Here is an 18,931-nt window from a genome sequence, read left to right on the forward strand (position 1 = left end):
GAACCAGCGACAGCTTGTTATGAAACTGCAACATTTAATACTACATCATGTATGTGGGAAGTAACAGGATCTCAACCGGCAGAACCAGCGACAGCTTGTTATGAAACAGCGACTTTTAATACTACATCATGTATGTGGGAAGTAACAGATAACGGTACAGGAAACACATATTATAACGATAATGATGGTGATGGATTTGGAAATCCTAACATATCAATTGTTGATTGTACTGCTCCAACTGGATATGTTATTGATAACACAGATTGTGATGATACTGATTTAACTATTTATCCTGGAGCACCAGAAGTTGCAAATGATGGTATCGATCAAGATTGTGATGGATCAGACCTAACTACTTTAGATCTAGATAAATTAAATATTAATAATATACTGGTTACACCAAATCCTTTTAATAATAATATTACTATTAACTTACCTTTAGGTTTTGATAATAATGAATTTAGTATTAAAGTATTTGATTTGAATGGTCGTCTTATAATTGACAGAAAATATACTAGTATGAACAGTAAAATTAATGTTGATGATTTAGATAAATTAGATCAAGCACCTTACTTATTTAAGATAGTAGATATTAAAACTGGTTTAACTTCTTACAAGAGATTGATTAAGTATTAATATTAGTTAACAACTAAAAAAAGGGATGAATATAAATTCATCCCTTTTTTTGTTAAATATTGTTAATTTTTTTAAAAATAAGGAATCAAATACAATATTTTAAATAACTGATTTTCATGTACTTATATTATTATAATGCATTTCATCGATTATATTTGTATTTCATGGAGTAATAATATACTTTTGAGACATAATAATTAGTCCCAACCTAAATTTAACCTCTTATGAAAAATATTACTTTTTTAATAAGGTCTTTTATTCTTATTTTAAGTATAATGCTTTCGGCTTATTCATACTCTCAAGTTTCTATTGCTAGCCAATCATTCGATTCTAATGCATCTGGTTATGCAGATGATTTAGGATATACTGTTTCAAGAACAGATCGTGTAGCTATTAGCAACACAACATTTGAATCTTCGCCAAATTCTTTAAGGTTTCGAAGAAATAGTGGCTCAAATAGAGATTCTGATGTAATATTCGATAATGTTGATATTAGTGCCTATACAAATGTTACTGTAACGGTTTCATTTAGGGCTGATAATGTAGATAATGATGAAGATTTAGATTTTTATATATCCTATAATAATGGAACTAGTTACACATTAATAGAAGAGCTTATTGATGGTAATAATTGGAATGAAGACAGAGATTGGGGAGAAACGGATACAAGTGGTGGCACAGCAACTTCTAACCCTTATACTTTTAATGTACCAAACGGAAACACTCAAGTACGTCTACAAATTCAAGCTGAAAACTTAGATAATGGTGAATTCTTTTATATTGATAATATTTTAATAGAAGGAGATTTAGCATCAACTACTCAAGAAATTAACATAAGCGGAAATAGCACTTCAATCACCTCTGGTGATACAACACCAAGCACAACAGATGATACAGATTTTGGAGATGTAGATATTGCTTCTGATACAAATGCAAATACATTTACTATAGAAAATATTGGAGTATTACCATTAAACTTAACTGGTGCTTCTCCTTATGTAACAATAACTGGAGCACATGCTTCAGATTTTACTTTAACAACCATTCCTTCCTCTCCTATAGCGGCAGGCGGAAGCACAAATTTCATAATTACATTTAACCCTAGTGCACCAGGTTTAAGAACAGCTACAATTAGTGTAGCCAATGATGATTCAGATGAAAACCCTTATACTTTTAATATTGAAGGAACTGGTATTGTTGGCCCAGTAGCAATTTATTCTGAAGATTTCACATCTGGTACTGGAGGCTGGACCGTTACTAGTACAGGATCCGGAACAGGTGCTTGGATTAACGGCACTAACGCAGCACATTCTGCAGGTGCAACAGGAAATTATTTTTACACACAAAGATATTCAACAAATTATAATAGTAACACTTATATTATCGCAACGAGTCCAACAATAAACACAGTTGGTTATACTAACATAACATTTGATTTTGATGCTTGGTATAATACTGAATCTGGTTGGGATGGTATGCAAGTTGAATATTCTCTTAATAATGGAGCTACTTGGGCAGATTTAGGTGTTGTTGGAGGCAATTGGTATAATGATACTGATGTTGATGGAATTACTAATAATGCTGATGGCTGGTCTGGAGATAGTTCTGGTTGGATAAACAGGAACATGGACTTAAGTGCTTTTAATGCAGGTTTTGATGGAAATGCTCAAGTACAATTTAGAGTTATTTTTGGATCTGATGGAAGTGTTACAGATATTGGAGCAGCATTCGATGAAATACTAGTTCAAGGAATTAGCTCTTCTGCACCAGAAATAAATATAGAAGGTAATTCAGTTTCAATAGTTGATGGAGATACTACTCCAAATACCACAGATGACACAGATTTTGGTTCAATAGTAACTTCTACAACTTTAGACCATACATTTACAATACAAAACATTGGTACAGGCACTTTAAATCTTACTGGAGGAACACCTATAGTTGATATAAGTGGACATGCAGCTTTTACAATTTTAACACAACCTACTGCAAATAATATTGCATCTGGTGGAAGTGATTTAACATTTGTAGTTAGGTTTGCTCCAACTGCTGATGTTACTAATGTTCAAGCAACCATATCTATTGATAATGATGATAGTAGTGAGAACCCATATACTTTTGTAGTACAGGGGTCTTCTTATACACCAGGTCCTGAAATAAACATTCTAGGAAACGCTACAACTATTACTGATGGCGACACAACACCTGTGACAAGTGACGATACAGAATTTGGAGCTATTGCTAATTCTACGACACTAGACCACACATTTACCATTGAAAATACAGGTACAGCTACTTTAAATTTAACTGGAGGAACTCCAATAATAGATATAAGTGGTCATGCTGCTTTTACAATTTTAACTCAGCCTACTGCAAATAGTATAGCTAGTGGAGGTGGCAACCTTACTTTTGTTGTAAGATTTGCTCCTACTGCTATTGTTACTAACGTACAAGCAACCATATCTATTGACAATAATGATAGTAATGAAAACCCATATACTTTTGTAGTTCAAGGGTCTTCATTTAATCCTGCTCCAGAAATAAATATTACTGGAAATGGAACTAATATTAATGATGGTGATACAACACCAGCAGTTACTGATGATACTGAGTTTGGAAATACACCTATAGGCTCAACCATAGACCATACATTTACTATTCAAAATATTGGCACAGCAACTTTAAACCTAACTGGTGGATCACCTTTGGTTGATATAAGTGGACATGCTGCTTTCACAATTTTAACTCAACCCGCTGTAAATAGCATCAATTCTGGTGGAAGTGATCTTACTTTTGTTGTTCGTTTTGCACCAACTGCTATAATAACAAATGTTCAAGCAACTATATCTATTGATAATAATGATAGTAGTGAAAATCCATATAATTTTGTAATTCAAGGATCTGGAATAACAGGTGTTCCTGAAATTGATATTGAAGGAAACTCAACAAGTATTTCTGATGGTGATACAACTCCAAGTTTATTAGATGACACAGATTTTGGAACAATTAGTACTAGTGGTGGTACAAATACTAGAACTTTTACTATAAGAAATACTGGAACTAATCCTTTAAATTTAACTGGTACAACACCATATGTAAATATTACTGGTGCACACGCTGGAGATTTTACAGTAACAGCTACACCAGCAACACCAATAGCAACTAGTTCATTTACTACGTTTAATATAACTTTTAACCCAAGTGCTGATGGTTTAAGAACGGCTACTATTACAATTAATAATAATGATAGTAATGAAAATCCATATAACTTTAACATCCAAGGTACTGGTGTTAGTGGTATTACTCCAGGACATACAATTTATTATGAAAACTTTGATGCTAATGATGGTGGCTGGACATCTAGTACTGAACTCCTAAAAAGTGGCTCGTGGGTTTATGAAACAACACCTACCTTAGTTTCAGAAGGAAACTATTGGAGAGTAGATAGTTTTAATGATTATGGAAATGATTATTATACTTACTTAACTAGCCCTATGGCTATATCAACTTCTGGTTTTAACAATGTTACTTTTTTCATGGACATAAAACATGACACAGACTCTGATGTTAATGACGGTGTTCAAGTTCAATACACAACAGACCCATTTGGTGTTATAGGATGGACAAGACTAGGAAATAATGGCGATGGATTAAATTGGTATAATGATACAGATGTAGATGCTATTGCTAATAACCAACATGGTTGGACTGGATTGAACTCAGAAAGCTCTAACAGTAATTCAAAATTTATGGAAGCTTCTATTACTAGTAGTGCTTTAGATAATCAATCTACCGTTTGGATTAGAGTACTTTTTGCTAGTGATGCTTCTTTAATAGATGATGGTGTAGCAATTGATAATATTTTTGTTAAAGGTGATTACATTACAGCACCATCAGATCCTACTTATGGTCCAGGTAATGCTAATAACAACCTAAAATTATGGTTAAAATCTGATGTTGGTACAAGTACTACAACAGATAATACTGCTATTACATTATGGGGAGATCAAGCTTTTGATAACGATGCTACTGCCTTTGGTAGTGAAAGTCCAATTTACAAAGACAACACTAATGATAATATAAATTACAATCCAGTTATCGATTTTGATAAAAGTAATGGAAACATTATGAAAGGTAAAGGTGGTTATTGGACACAAGATTATTGGATAGTTGTTCAAACTAATGATACATTTGATAAAACAACAGCAAACACACAAACACCTATTTCTGGAAAGTTCACAAAAGTTGGATTTAGTGTTGATGGAACTGGTTTAGGCTTTGGTAGAATCTCTTCAAGGTTTAATAGTGACAATTTAATTTCTCATATGTTAAGTTCTTATAATAATAGTACTTCAGGAAGTGCAACTCCTGGGGTAGATTCTTATGGTAGAGCTTATGCACCAGCAACAACAAATAATATTGGAACAGATGTTATGATTTTAAATGTAAAATCAAACACAGCTGTTTCTCCAGCAATAAGTGAAATTTATTATAACGGAAAAAGAGTTGATAATCATGCTGGTACTACTGGTATGTCAGGAACTGGAAATGATCTTTTACATGCAGAATTGAATAATCTAAGATATACTTTAGGTGCAGGTCAATTCTCTATTAACGGGCATGCTTTAAGTTCTTTTTTAGATGGAAAAATAAGTGAATTTGCTAGTTACTCTAGCCCAAACTCAACACTAAACCAACAAAAAATTCAAAGTTATTTAGCTATAAAATATGGAGTAACATTAAAAGAGTTTGGTACTTCAAAAGAAGCTTTTGATTTTGAATGTGATACAGATTATATTGACTCTCAAGGATCTGTAATATGGGATGCTAGCGCTAATAGCGGTTTCAACTTTGATGTTGCTGGTATTGGTCGTGATGATGATTCAGAATTAAATCAAAAACAATCAAAAAGTCAAAATGTTATATCAGACGGAACAGATGCCTATGGCCCTACTTTAACTAACGGGTTCTTAACTATTGGTTTATCTGATGTTTATGATACTAACAATACAAATATTGCAACAAACTCAACAAACTTTAATAATAGAGAATATCTAGTTTGGGGTAATAATGGTGTTGATATTAACTTAGCATCAACAGCAATAAGTGTAGATATGAGTTCTGGGATTTCTGGTTTATCTACTCCTGTATCATTTATTGCTATGCAACGTGTATGGAAAGTAGTTGAAAACGGTGGAGACATTCCTTCTTGTAAAGTAAGAATACCTGAAAATGCCATTAGAAACATTACACCACCAGGAAGTTACTACATGTTTATATCTGATACTGGTATATTTGACCCTACTGCCGATTATCGAATATTAACTCCAGATGGTAATGGAAACCTGGAAGCTAATTATGATTTTAATGGTGAAAAATATATCACTTTTGGTTATGCACCACAAATTATAGTTGAACGTTCTGTATATTTTGATGGCGCTGTAGACTATATTGATATGGATAATAATATTGATTTAAACACAAGTGCATTCACCATATCTGCATGGATAAAAAGAGACCCTGGAACAGTAAATGCTTCAATTGTCTCTAAAAGAAATGCAGCGTTTACTGAAGGGTACGATTTAAAAATAAATGGATCAGGAAGATTAGAAATGGCATGGAATGGAGGTGCTGTTTCAATAACCTCATCTGTAGTAATTCCAGAAAATGAATGGCACCAAGTTGCGGTAACATATTCTGGCGGAACTGGTACATTGTATATTGATGGTGTAGAGGATACAGCCTCAATTGCTTCTTCTTTAGCATCACCAGTTGCAACGTCTCAAAAATTCCTTATTGCAGCAGCAGATGGATGGGATCCAAATACAACTGATTATTTTGCAGGTAATATTGACGAAGTTAGAGTATGGAATGCAGCCCTTACCCCTACACAGCTTAGATACATTATGAACCAAGAAATTATAAATGATGTTTCTTTAGCCCTAGAATATGGTGATGTGATACCTACAACTATTTCAAAAAACGAAATAAGTTCTATTCCTTGGACAGATTTAGCAGGGTATTACCCAATGTCTGTTTATACTTATACAAATACAGATGACATGTCTGGGAACAACAATCAAGGCGCGTTAAGAAATTTAAATACAGTAGACTATCAAACGGCACCACTACCATATGAAACACAAGCAGCTGGTTCATGGGATACAGATGCTACTTGGTTAAACAACTCGGTGCAAACACTACCTAATTCATTTTCAATTATTGATGGTACTACACCTATTGATTGGAATATTGTAGAAATAAACCACGACACTTATCTTGGTGCAACTGCTACAACTGAAAGAAGTAGAGATTGTGCAGTACAAGGATTAATTATTAATAGTGGTGATTTACAGGTTAATGGTAATACTGCTTTAAATACTGGTATTGGACTAACAGTTACACATTATTTAAAAATTGATGGCTCTATTGATTTAGAGGGTGAATCACAATTAGTACAAACAGATCAAAGTGATTTTGATATAGCTAGTTCTGGAACATTAGAAAGAGACCAACAAGGTTATTCAAATACTTTCTTGTATAACTATTGGTGTTCTCCTGTATCACCAACTAGCAATGCAAACTATACAGTAGACGATATAATAAGTAATGTTGGATTCCTAACTTCTGGATATAATGGAACAGCATCTCCTGTTCAAAATGCAGATTATTGGATTTGGAAATATTCAAATAGACCAAATGATGCTTATGCAGAATGGCAACATGTTAGAAGTACTGGATTACTTTCTGTAGGAGAAGGCTTTACAATGAAAGGCCCTGGTACAGCGACTCCAGATCAAAATTATGTTATGTTAGGCCAACCAAATAATGGAGATTTTAATTTATCTATAACCTTAGATAATGAATATTTGGTTGGAAACCCATACCCTTCTGCTTTAGATGCTGACCAATTCATTTTAGATAATATTAGTACTGCCGATGGTGGTAATAATTCAACAAATGTTATTAACGGCGCACTATACTTTTGGGATCACTTCTCGGTAAATAGTCATTATTTATCAGACTATGAAGGTGGCTATGCTATATACACTTTATTAGGAGGTACACTTGCTATATCTACAGATGCTAGAATCAATGCTACTTACGTTTCTGGAACTAAATTACCAGAAAGATATATTGCTGTTGGACAAGGATTTTTTGTTTCTGCAGTAGATGATGGTGGATTAACTGGTTTAACACAACCAATTGTAGGTGGTGATATTGAATTTAAAAACAGTCAAAGAATTTTTCAAAAAGAAATTGTTTCTGGTACTAACTCTGGTTCTACATTCTTTAAAACAAGTAAAAAATCAAAAACCAGTTCAAGTAAAGAAATAGATACTAGAGAAAAAATTAGATTAATGTTTGATTCTCCAGACGGGTATCACCGCCAGTTATTAGTTGGTGTAGATAAAAATGCTTCTAAGGATTATGATTTAGGCTATGACGCCTTAATGATTGAAAACAATAAAGAAGATATGTACTGGAATTTAGATGACAGTAAATTAATCATACAAGCTCTTAGCAATTTTGACGAAGCTCAAAAAATACCATTTAGTTTCAAGATAGCAAAAGAAGGAACAGCTATAGTTAGTATTGATGATTTAGAAAACATAGACAGTAACAAAAACATTTTTGTTCATGATATTGACTTAAATACCTATCACAATTTAAGAGAAAGTAAGTTTAGTGTAACATTAACACCTGGAGAATACAATGATAGATTTGAAATCACTTTTTCTAACAATTCTTCTTTAAGTACTGAAGAATTTCAGGAACTTGGGTTAGATGTTTATTTTTCAAATAATAAAGAAAGCCTAGTTATAAATAACCCAAAATTATTAAACATCAATTCAATAGAATTGTTTAACGTTTTAAGTCAGTCCGTTTTCAAGAAAATAAATAAAGAAAATGAACTTAGTAAAGCTTATAATGAATACAGGCTTAATAAATTACAATCGGGTGTTTACATAATTAACTTAAAAACAGAAAACAAGACCATTTCTAAAAAAATATTGATAGAATAGAAAAGATAAAAAAGTTTCTTTTAAGCAATTAAAGCCCTAAAATTTATTAGGGCTTTAATTTAAAAATAAACACTTTATCGGATTTTAACACCATTTAATCGATTTTTAAAAAATAAACAGTATATTGAAAATATAAATAAGGCGTTACAATACACCTCTTATTTAGCCCAAAATAAAAACCTAATATGAAGCAAATTGCTATTAAATTAATGATAGTGTCCTCTCTCGTTTTTTGTAACACAAAAATACACGGACAACTTCATCAAACTCCAACTTGCGGACAAAACTTTAATTTAAAATGGTCTACAAGCACAGTAAGTGATGACCAATACTGGCCACCAGGAGAACTATCTAACACATATACAAATGTTGATAATTCTGGAACAGATATAACAGTTACTTTTACTGGAGAAACCAGCACATTAGGTTTTTGGGCAGGACAAACTCCAAAAGTAGGAACACAATCAAGTTATTTATACAAAGGCCTAGATTTATTAAGTAATGGTTTTTCTGGTACAGGTATTACATGCACCATAACTTTTAGCAAACCAATATATGCTTTCTCTTTTGATATACACCATATAAATGTTCATAATGGTAGTGGAGATAAATATACCATAACGGGCAAAGATAAATATGGTAATATTATTTACCCAGAATTTACTAACTCTACTGCTCCAACTTATACTTCAAATAATGAAACAGGCGAAGTAAATGCTATTGCAAATTTAACTTCTGGCACTAATACTATTGTTGGTGTTAATTTTGCAGATTCTAACCACATACAAAGTGTTTCTTTTCTATGGGAAGACTGTGATACTTGCAATAACAACAGTCCTCATGCAACAGGTATTGGCGATTTTAGTTTTTGTACACCCCAAACAATAGATTTTGATGGAGTAGATGATTATGTAAATACAGATCCGTTCTTAGGTGGACAAAATGAAATAACCATGATGTCTTGGATTAAATTAGATCAAGGGTTTGATGGAGGAGACATAATGGGGCAAAAAAACTTCAGATTATTTATAGATTCTGATAATAAATTAAATGCATTTATTAAACCAAATATTGGAGCTGCAATCGAAACACCTAAATTAATAGAGCACACTTTAAATGAAGATATTTGGTACCATACAGCACTAAAATATAATAATACTACAGGCTTTATAACTTTATATTTAAATGGAAAAGAAATTTGGAATTATTCTGATAGTGAATTAATTGGAAATACAATTATTAATACTGAAGAATGGAATTTAGGCCATGATTTTGAAATTGGAAGAAATTCTGGTTCTAAAGACAATTATTTTGAAGGATCTATTTATGAATGTAGAGTTTACAATAAAGCTTTATCTCAAATTCAACTACAGCAACAAATTAATCAAGAAATTGAAAATAACAATGGACAAATTAGGGGTTTAATAATACCAAGAGATATTGATGGTTTATTGTGGAGTGATTTATTACTTTATTTTAAAATGAAAAATGGGGATTCTGGTTTTGTACAAAATGAATCAAACTTGAATTTTACTGGCAAACTTAACAACATGTCTATTCTTCAAAAAAACCAAGACTATACAGCACCTTTACCTTATGTAACTAAAAAAGCATGTAATGGAAACTGGCATGATTCAACTAATTGGCTACATGGTAATAATTGGGATCTTAATAATACTACAGGCTATTCCATTATTCAAATAAATGGAAATTTAGAAATAAGTACAGACTTGAATACAGCAGGACTAATAATAGATCCTGGAAGTACATTAAAAATTTACAAAAATTCTCAAATAATTAATTCTTGGTATTTAAAACTAGATGGAACTTTAAATTTAAAAAAAGACTCTCAATTAATCCAATCAGAAAATAGCATATTAGATAAAACAAGTTCTGGTACTTTAGTTAAAGATTTAAAAGGAACTGCAGATAAATATACTTACAACTATTGGTCATCACCAGTAGGTAAAACAAATAACACTACAACAAATAATAATTATACAGTAAAAGATATTTTTACAAACGTTAAGTTTATATCTACTGGTTATGATGGAGTTAGCAATCCATTATCAATTGCAGATTACTGGATCTGGAAATTTAATAACAGACTAAGTGATAATTATTCTTCTTGGCAGCATATAAGGAGCTCTGGCGAAATTTTTCCAGGTGAAGGCTTCACAATGAAAGGTCCTGGAACAGGAACTGTAGGAGAGGAACAAGACTATACATTTGAAGGTAAACCTAATAACGGAGATATTAGTTTAACAGTTTATGAAGGTAATGATTATTTAATTGGTAACCCCTACCCTTCGGCTATTGATGCTGTTAAGTTTATTCAAGATAATAAATCTACTATTGATGGTGAAGGAGCCATAAATGGAACTCTTTATTTCTGGAAACATTGGGGAGGTGCATCGCATTTAGCTAGTGAATATCAAGGAGGATATGCAACATTTTCACTTTGTGGAGGTATTCCTGCTATATCAAAAAATACTGATACTGGAATTATTTCAACAAGTGGTTCGTCTAAAGACGTCCCTGGTAGATATATACCTGTTGGCCAAGGATTTTATACAACTGCAGATACAAACGGAACTATTATATTTAATAATGGGCAACGCGTATATCATGTAGAAGAAAGTAATACACCTGCTTATAAAACGAATAATGACAAAAAGTCTTCAAATGAAAATGATGTTAGAGAGAAGTTAAGAATTGGATTTAAATCTGTAAATAATTTGCACAGACAATTATTAATTACCGCAGATGAAAATGCAACTATAGATTATGATTGGGGTTATGACTCTAAATATATTGATACACAAATAGATGATATGTATTGGTTAATAAATAACGAAAAACACACCATTCAAGGTATTAACGAAATAAATAAAAAAACTATTCTTCCTCTAGGAATTCATACAAAAACAGATGGACTAAATAGTATAAATATTGATGAGCTAGAAAATACGCCTAACGATATCGAGATTTATTTACATGACAAAGGTTTAGGTATTTATCATAATTTAAGAGAAAGTAAATATGAAACTTACCTTCCAACTGGGCAATATTTAAATCGTTTTGAAATTACATTTTCTAAAGCAAACACTTTAAGTGCAGAAGAAAATAATAACAATCAAATAGAAGTTTATTTTTCAAACGAAAAAAATAGTATTGTTGTAAATAATCCAGCTTCAAAACATATTGAAACAATAGAAATGTTTAACATCTTAGGACAAACACTTTTCAAGTTTAATATCAACACAAATAATAATCATATAGAATATAATTCAAGTCAAATTAAAACTGGAAATTATATATTAAAAATTGAAACTGAATTTGGAGTTGTTTCAAAAAAAGTATTAATAAACTAATTATAAATTTCACAAAAAGAAATTGAGAGTCTAGTGACTTACGATAAAAATTGTGTCTTAATATTAAACATTAACACTCTCAATCTCATTATATAATGAACAAAAATACATTCCTTTTTTTAGCTTTAGCTTCTATATTTTCAACATATTCTCAAACACCAGGAATATCAATTTTTTATGAACAAACACCAGGAGATAATAGAGGATATATTGAGTATATACCAGGAAATTTACCAATAATAATTTCTGCACCTCATGGTGGTGTAAAGCTATCTGGAAATACTATTGGTGAAGTTAATTATCCAGATAATGATACTTCTTTGCCAGACAGAAATTGTGGCACAAATGAAAGAGATGACAATACAGACATACTTATAAGAGAAATTCAAGCAGAAATTTTTAACCTAACAGGCTGTTATGCACACATCATTATTAACAACTTACACAGATCTAAACTAGATCCTAATAGAGAAATAGTTGAAGCTACTTGTGGAGATAATGATGCAGAAGACCATTGGAATGCATTTCATAATTTTATTGATCAAGCTAGCAACTCGGTTGAAACCAATTGGGGGAAAGGTCTTTTTATAGATTTACATGGACAAAGCCATTCAATTGCAAGAATTGAACTGGGATATAACATATCATCAACACAATTAAATAATTCAAACTTAAACGATACTTCCATTATAAACAACTCTACTATTAATAATTTAGTAGCTAATAACTTAGGTGGATTAACTCATGAACAATTAATAAGAGGTAGTGAAAGTTTAGGCTCTAAATTAAAAGCTACAACGGCAACTTTTTATAATAACAATATAAATCCTGGTTGTGGTGTTACTAATGGTTACAGAACTATACCTAGTAACTTTGATAGTGGCGCATCTAACAGTTGTGATGATACTAGACCATTTAACTTTGCTTATTTTGCTGGCGATTATTATAATAATTTAAGACATGGTTCTGGGCCAGCTGCAAGCGATGGTACTGGAGGTAGTGGAAATATTGACGGTATAATGTCTGAAGTTAATAGACGTGTAAGAGACCTTGGTACTTACAATGGTAATGTATACGATACAAGACCTCAAACCTTAGTGCCTTTTGCTAAAGATTATGCTGCTGTTATACTTGATTATATTGATATACATTACAATAATTTTGCCGATTTCTCATTTGGCTTAAGTAGTTATGATGTTAATGATAGTGATCCTACTGCAACAATATCAGGAATTGCAGGTGGTACATTCTCTAGTACTAATGGATTGGTTATTGATAGCAATAGCGGTGTAATAGATCTTTCTGCATCAAATGTTGGCGATTATACTATTACATATTCTGTAGGTAATTGTAGTTATTATCAAACAACTCAAAATATATCAATTACTGATGCTACATTAAAAGTTAATGAATCAATAATAAAAACATTTAATATATACCCAAACCCTACTAGCTCTATGCTTTATTTTGAAGCATCATCAAGTATTAATAAAATACAAATTTATAATACTCTTGGCCAACAATTAGGAAATTACAGTTTTAATACATCCAAAGGAGAAATAGACACTTCTCGTTTACCAGATGGTATGTACTTATTAAAGGTTATTGAAAAAAACAACAACGTTTTAATTACTAAACAACTACTAAAAATTAATAAATAAAAAGTTAAGTTATTAATGTAATTATTTTGAAGTTAGTCACAATTTAAATTGTACCAAAACTTAACTTATATAAAGTCCTGGATTAACTTTCAGGACTTCTTTATTTTTAATACTAAAGCTTCAAGAGAAACTTTATCTTGTTCACCAGAAATCATATTCTTTAAAGTGTATGTGTTTGATTCTATTTCTTGTTCGCCTACTAAAACCACAAATGGAATATTACGTTTATTGGCATGATTCATTTGTTTTTTCATTTTGGCAGCATCAGGATATAATTCGGCATTAATACCATGTGTACGTATTTGTTTAATAGCTTTTAAACTAAAAAGGGCCTCTTTCTCACCGAAGTTAATAAATAATACCTCAACACTTTTTGTAACAGTTTCTGGAAATAATCCTAATTCTTCAATAACCAAATAGATACGATCTAAACCGAAACTAATACCAACACCACTTACATCTTTCATCCCAAATATACCCGTTAAATCATCATAACGGCCACCACCACCAATAGAGCCCATCTTAACATTTTCTGGTGCTGCTACTTCAAAAATAGCACCTGTGTAATAGTTTAGCCCGCGAGCTAAAGTAACATCCAATTGTAATGTTGCAATTGATAATCCTAATTGAGAAATAGCTTTATTTATAAAATCTAATTCTTCAATACCTTTTTGTCCTTCTTCGGAAGTATTAAGAATTCCTTTTAAACTTTCAATTTGAGATTCAAAAGAACCAGATAGTGTAAATAAGGGTTGTAATTTTAAAATACCTTCCTCAAGAATTCCTTTAGAACGCATTTCTTCTTTAACCTTTTCCTCACCTATTTTATCAAGTTTATCTAAAGCAACTGTAAAATCAATTAATTTATCACTTGCTCCAATAACTTCGGCAATTCCAGAAAGTATTTTTCTATTATTTATCTTAATAGTGACACCTTCTAATTTTAGAGCCGAAAACACCGAATCGTATAACTGAATAAACTCCACTTCTTGCCAAAGTGACTTGCTTCCAACCACATCGGCATCACATTGAAAAAACTCTCTAAATCGTCCTTTTTGAGGTCTATCTGCTCTCCAAACAGGTTGGATTTGGTAACGTTTAAACGGGAATTCAATATCGTTTTGGTGTTGTACTACGTAACGCGCAAATGGCACGGTTAAATCATAGCGCAAAGCTTTTTCTGATATTGAAGAGGTTAACTTATTTGAATCTTTTTCTGAATAAGCTTTCTCATTGGCTTTTACTAAATAATCACCAGAATTTAAAATCTTAAAAATTAAACGATCACCTTCTTCACCATATTTACCCATTAAAGTATCTGAGTTTTCAAAACTAGGTGTTTCAATAGGTTGAAATCCAAACGTTTCAAAAGCACCACGAATAGTGTTAAAAATATAGTTTCGTTTTGCTACTTGCTCTGGATTAAAATCTCTGGTTCCTTTAGGAATACTTGGTTTTTGGGCCATTTGTTATATGGTAATATTTTAATGAATTCCGTATAAAATACAGAAAAAAAGGTGTTTAATTTATCAACTTATAAAAATATTGGTACAATTCGCCTTTAGTAATAACAGCTCCTTGTTCAATCATTTTAAACTTATCTAAGTTTTTATCTTCTGAGTATTCTTTATCGGCTTGCAAGAACTCAACATTTTCGTCCATTAAATTTTCTCGAAGCCAATCATATCCTTCTTGAGTAGTAATATCTACATCATTTTTTAAATTCACAACAATAGCATGCATATTATTTTCTTCTAAGTGAAACAAATACATATGTTGAGGTGCAAAATGTTCTAAATACTCTGCTTTATTTAATGCGCCTTCCCAAATTAAATCGCTAAAAACATCTAATTCCATTTCAGCTAAATCTGGTTTATTAGCTTTTAAATTTGTCCACTCATCAGCAGTTATAGATTGTGTAGCCAAAAAATTAATAAATTCTTGGTGTAATTCTTCAAACTGTTCTTTTGTAAGTCTACTATACTTCATAATTAAAATAAAAAAAATGCGCTCCTTTAAAATAAGAGCGCAAATTTAAGAATATATATCGTCTTATCTTAGAAAATATAACGTAATCCTACTTGTGCTTGCCATCTAGAAGCTAAACTAGAATCGAAACCAAATGTTTTCTCACTACCATTAAAAGAATATGTTGGCACACCAGAACCATCAACCGAAACACCTATTGGCTGAATGCTATTTGGTTGCTGAATAATACCCCAATCTGAATTTAATAAGTTACCAATATTTAACACATCAATACTAAATTGAATGGTATTGGTTTTGTTTTCAGATACTTTAAATTTATAATCTTGTAAAAATTTAACATCCCATTTACCTCTCCATGGTGCTAGTGCTCCATAACGTTCTGCATATTGCCCTCTTCTACCATTTAAATAATCATCTTGAGAAATATAAGCTTCTAAAGCTGCTGCATCTGCAGTAGTTGCAAATTGCATTTGGTTTATTTCTGTAGATGTAGGTATATAAATTAAATCGTTTATTCTAGAACCATCACCATTTATATCACCTCCATAAGTATAATTAAAACGACCTCCTTGTGCATATTCAAAAAATGTAGAAATAGTTGTTGACCATTTATCATTACCATAATTCCATTTTTTACTAGCAACACCAATAAAACGATGTGTATCTCCATATTTAGAATAAGATAAAACATCATCATTAACATTGCCAACTACAGGATTACCAGCAAAAGCATCACTTGTAATTTCTGCTTCAATAGAGTTTACATCCTTAGAGTTTAAAAAACTATAAGCTAACATAGTATACAATCCATTTTCAAAAGATTTTTGAGCTTTTAATGAAGCATTCCATATTCTACCTTTATCAGAATTTGTAAATACAAATGCTCCATCAGCAGGATTTCCATCAAAAGTAAGAATATCAGCAGCTGTATAAATAGGTCTATTATCAACTCCTTGTAAAGTTCCAGAAGGTGTTGATAATCCCCAATGCTGAACATGCGCTCCATTAATATCTTTTGTGTAAGAAAGATCTGCTGTTAAAATTAATCCGTTTTCAAGTTTTTTATCTGCACCAATGTTAGTACGCCAAACTTGTGGATATTTATAATCTGGATCTACGGCCTGTAAAAAGAATGCATCTGGTGCAGCGATTTGATTTCCTAACCATACAAAAGGAAAACGTCCTGTAAATAATCCTGAACCACCACGAAGTTGAAACGTATCATCGCCATTAACATCATAATTAAATCCAATTCTTGGAGACACTAACCAATCGTTACTAGGCATTTGTGTATTATCAATTGTAACTGCCTCTCCTGTATTAGGGTTTTCATATTGTACATCTGGTAATACAAACCCTCTATCAATAACATCTTGAGCTTTTTTAGCCGAATCAAAAAACATAGGTTTATCAAAACGTAAACCATATGTTAATTTAAATTTTTCTGTTACATTCCACTCATCTTGTACATAAAAAGATAATTGCCCTACGTTAGTTTCTGCTAGAGCCCAACCATCTCCTTCACCTGCCGCATTATTTGCATTAAAAGTTTGTTGTGGTGTGTTAAAATCATAATTTGCTGCATCAAAATCATTTATATCAACAGATCCAAAAAGATCAAAACCATAACTTGTTAAATTAAATGAGTTATCAAATTGAAATTTTTCGAATGAAAACCCAATTGTAAATGTATGATCGCCTTGAAAGAAGTTTAAATTATTTGATAATTGAAACACTTTTTGATCTAATCGATTATGTACAGAAAATGGTTCATGACCAGCAATAATATAGTTTGAACCATCTTTTGTAATATTAATTGATGGTGCCGGTGTAGAAAAAGGATTTCTAAAATCGTTAAAATGCGTATAACCAACTTGTAATTTATTGGTTGAAGTTTCTGAAAGAGTAGAATTTAATTCTAACTGCACAGATTTAAGCTCGTTATTAATTTCGTAACCTGAGTTTTGGAATTGTAACGTATTAGCGTCTGGACCTCTAAAGCCTAAAGCTGATGGATGTGCTGGTTTTTCTTTTGAAGCATTTAAGAAATTATATATAACAGCTAAACGATGATTATCATTAATATTCCAATCTAGTTTAAAAATTCCCTTTGTAGATTTTGCTGCATGGGTAAAGCCCTGATATTCTCCCGGATTATAGCCTACTGCTAATAATGCATCTCTAACAGCAATTAAATCGCTTTCTAAAACTCTAGACTCACTAATACCGCCAGAACCTGTATTTGGAGTCCAACCGTTTGTACCTAGATCGTCACGCTCATCTTTTTCAAAGTTTGCAAAAAAGAATAATTTATTTTTTACAATTGGCCCACCTATACTTACACCGTATTGAGTTTGATTTAAATCTGGTCGAGCAACCTCTTCTCCTTTAATTTTATTACCTGTCATAGATTCATTTCTAGTAAATCCATAAACAGTACCATGAAACTCATTTGTTCCACTTTTTGTTACAGCATTAACTGCAGCACCTGTAAATCCAGATTGTGTAACATCATAAGGTGCTGTTGATACTTGAATTTGCTCAATTGCATCTAATGAAACCGGTTGTGCATCTGTTTGTCCTCCTGGAGTAGCAGCATCTAACCCAAAAGGGTTATTAAAAATAGCACCATCCAAAGAAAAGTTATTAAATTGATCGTTACGACCACCGAATGAATTACCACTTGCGGTTGGCTCTAGTCTCGTAAAATCTGATGCTGATCTTGAAATGGTTGGTAATCGAGATAATTCTCTTCTTCCCACACTTGTTTCTGCACCTGTACGGTCGCTTCCAAAAGTACCAGAGCCTTGATTAGCCTGAATAACTACAGCATCAAGTTGCTCACTATCACTTACCATTACAATATCAATATTTTGAGTTTTACCTAAAGTTAAAAACACATTGTTAAAAGATTGATCTTTGTAACCTACAAAACTAATTGTAATTGAATATGGCCCACCTACTCTTAAATTTAATAAGTTAAACCTTCCATCAAAGTTTGTTGCTGCACCATACTTAGTACCAGTAGGTGTATGTACTGCAACTACATTAGCACCAGGAAGCGGTGTTGAACTTTCGTCTAAAATTAATCCTTTTATGTTGGATGTAGTAACTTGAGAAAAAGCTACTAAACCAATAAATAAAAAGAAAATTAAAATGCTCTTTTTTTTCATTCTGAATACGTATTTGAGTTAGTCATTATAGATACTATGTAATATAATACCTATTTTAAACAAAAATAGTA

Annotated in this window: 7 protein-coding genes; 4 read left to right on the forward strand and 3 right to left on the reverse strand. The window is 31.7% G+C overall.

Features of this window, described 5'->3' with window-relative positions; translation table 11 throughout:
* The 4 genes from Q0842_RS10655 to Q0842_RS10670 form a co-directional block, all read left to right on the forward strand.
* Window positions 1-636 (forward strand): MopE-related protein (locus tag Q0842_RS10655; protein WP_298497848.1); only part of this gene is annotated, 636 nt, incomplete at its 5' end.
* 224 nt (window positions 637-860) lie between these two features.
* Window positions 861-8,663, forward strand: a complete 7,803-nt coding sequence (locus Q0842_RS10660) for a choice-of-anchor D domain-containing protein (protein WP_298497850.1) — start codon at window positions 861-863, stop codon at window positions 8,661-8,663.
* A gap of 185 nt (window positions 8,664-8,848) precedes the next feature.
* The gene (locus Q0842_RS10665) at window positions 8,849-12,037 is read left to right on the forward strand and encodes a LamG-like jellyroll fold domain-containing protein (protein WP_298497852.1); all 3,189 of its coding nucleotides are present in this window, start codon (window positions 8,849-8,851) and stop codon (window positions 12,035-12,037) included.
* A gap of 95 nt (window positions 12,038-12,132) precedes the next feature.
* Window positions 12,133-13,698 (forward strand): T9SS type A sorting domain-containing protein, encoded by a 1,566-nt coding sequence (locus Q0842_RS10670; protein WP_298497854.1) that lies wholly within the window; start codon window positions 12,133-12,135, stop codon window positions 13,696-13,698.
* Window positions 13,699-13,787: 89 nt separating this feature from the next.
* Here Q0842_RS10670 and hisS read toward each other — a convergent pair whose 3' ends face one another.
* From hisS to Q0842_RS10685, 3 genes are all read right to left on the reverse strand, one after another.
* On the reverse strand, window positions 13,788-15,164 hold the full coding sequence (gene hisS / locus Q0842_RS10675; RefSeq protein ID WP_298497855.1) for a histidine--tRNA ligase: 1,377 nt from the start codon (window positions 15,162-15,164) through the stop codon (window positions 13,788-13,790).
* A gap of 55 nt (window positions 15,165-15,219) precedes the next feature.
* The gene (locus Q0842_RS10680; RefSeq protein ID WP_298497856.1) at window positions 15,220-15,687 is read right to left on the reverse strand and encodes a DUF6495 family protein; all 468 of its coding nucleotides are present in this window, start codon (window positions 15,685-15,687) and stop codon (window positions 15,220-15,222) included.
* 68 nt (window positions 15,688-15,755) lie between these two features.
* Window positions 15,756-18,860 carry a TonB-dependent receptor gene (locus Q0842_RS10685; protein WP_298497857.1) on the reverse strand — a complete coding sequence of 1,035 codons (3,105 nt, stop codon included), beginning with the start codon at window positions 18,858-18,860 and terminating at the stop codon, window positions 15,756-15,758.
* Window positions 18,861-18,931: the final 71 nt, after the last annotated feature.

Source organism: uncultured Algibacter sp. (assembly GCF_947495675.1).
Lineage (GTDB): Bacteria > Bacteroidota > Bacteroidia > Flavobacteriales > Flavobacteriaceae > Algibacter_B.

What these genes read in the sequence shown, in the direction of transcription:
- Q0842_RS10660 (WP_298497850.1), top strand. Translation starts at nt 861, where the DNA reads ATGAAAAATATTACTTTTTTAATAAGGTCTTTTATTCTTATTTTAAGT.
- Q0842_RS10665 (WP_298497852.1), top strand. Translation starts at nt 8,849, where the DNA reads ATGAAGCAAATTGCTATTAAATTAATGATAGTGTCCTCTCTCGTTTTT.
- Q0842_RS10670 (WP_298497854.1), top strand. Translation starts at nt 12,133, where the DNA reads ATGAACAAAAATACATTCCTTTTTTTAGCTTTAGCTTCTATATTTTCA.
- hisS (WP_298497855.1), bottom strand. Translation starts at nt 15,164, where the DNA reads ATGGCCCAAAAACCAAGTATTCCTAAAGGAACCAGAGATTTTAATCCA.
- Q0842_RS10680 (WP_298497856.1), bottom strand. Translation starts at nt 15,687, where the DNA reads ATGAAGTATAGTAGACTTACAAAAGAACAGTTTGAAGAATTACACCAA.
- Q0842_RS10685 (WP_298497857.1), bottom strand. Translation starts at nt 18,860, where the DNA reads ATGAAAAAAAAGAGCATTTTAATTTTCTTTTTATTTATTGGTTTAGTA.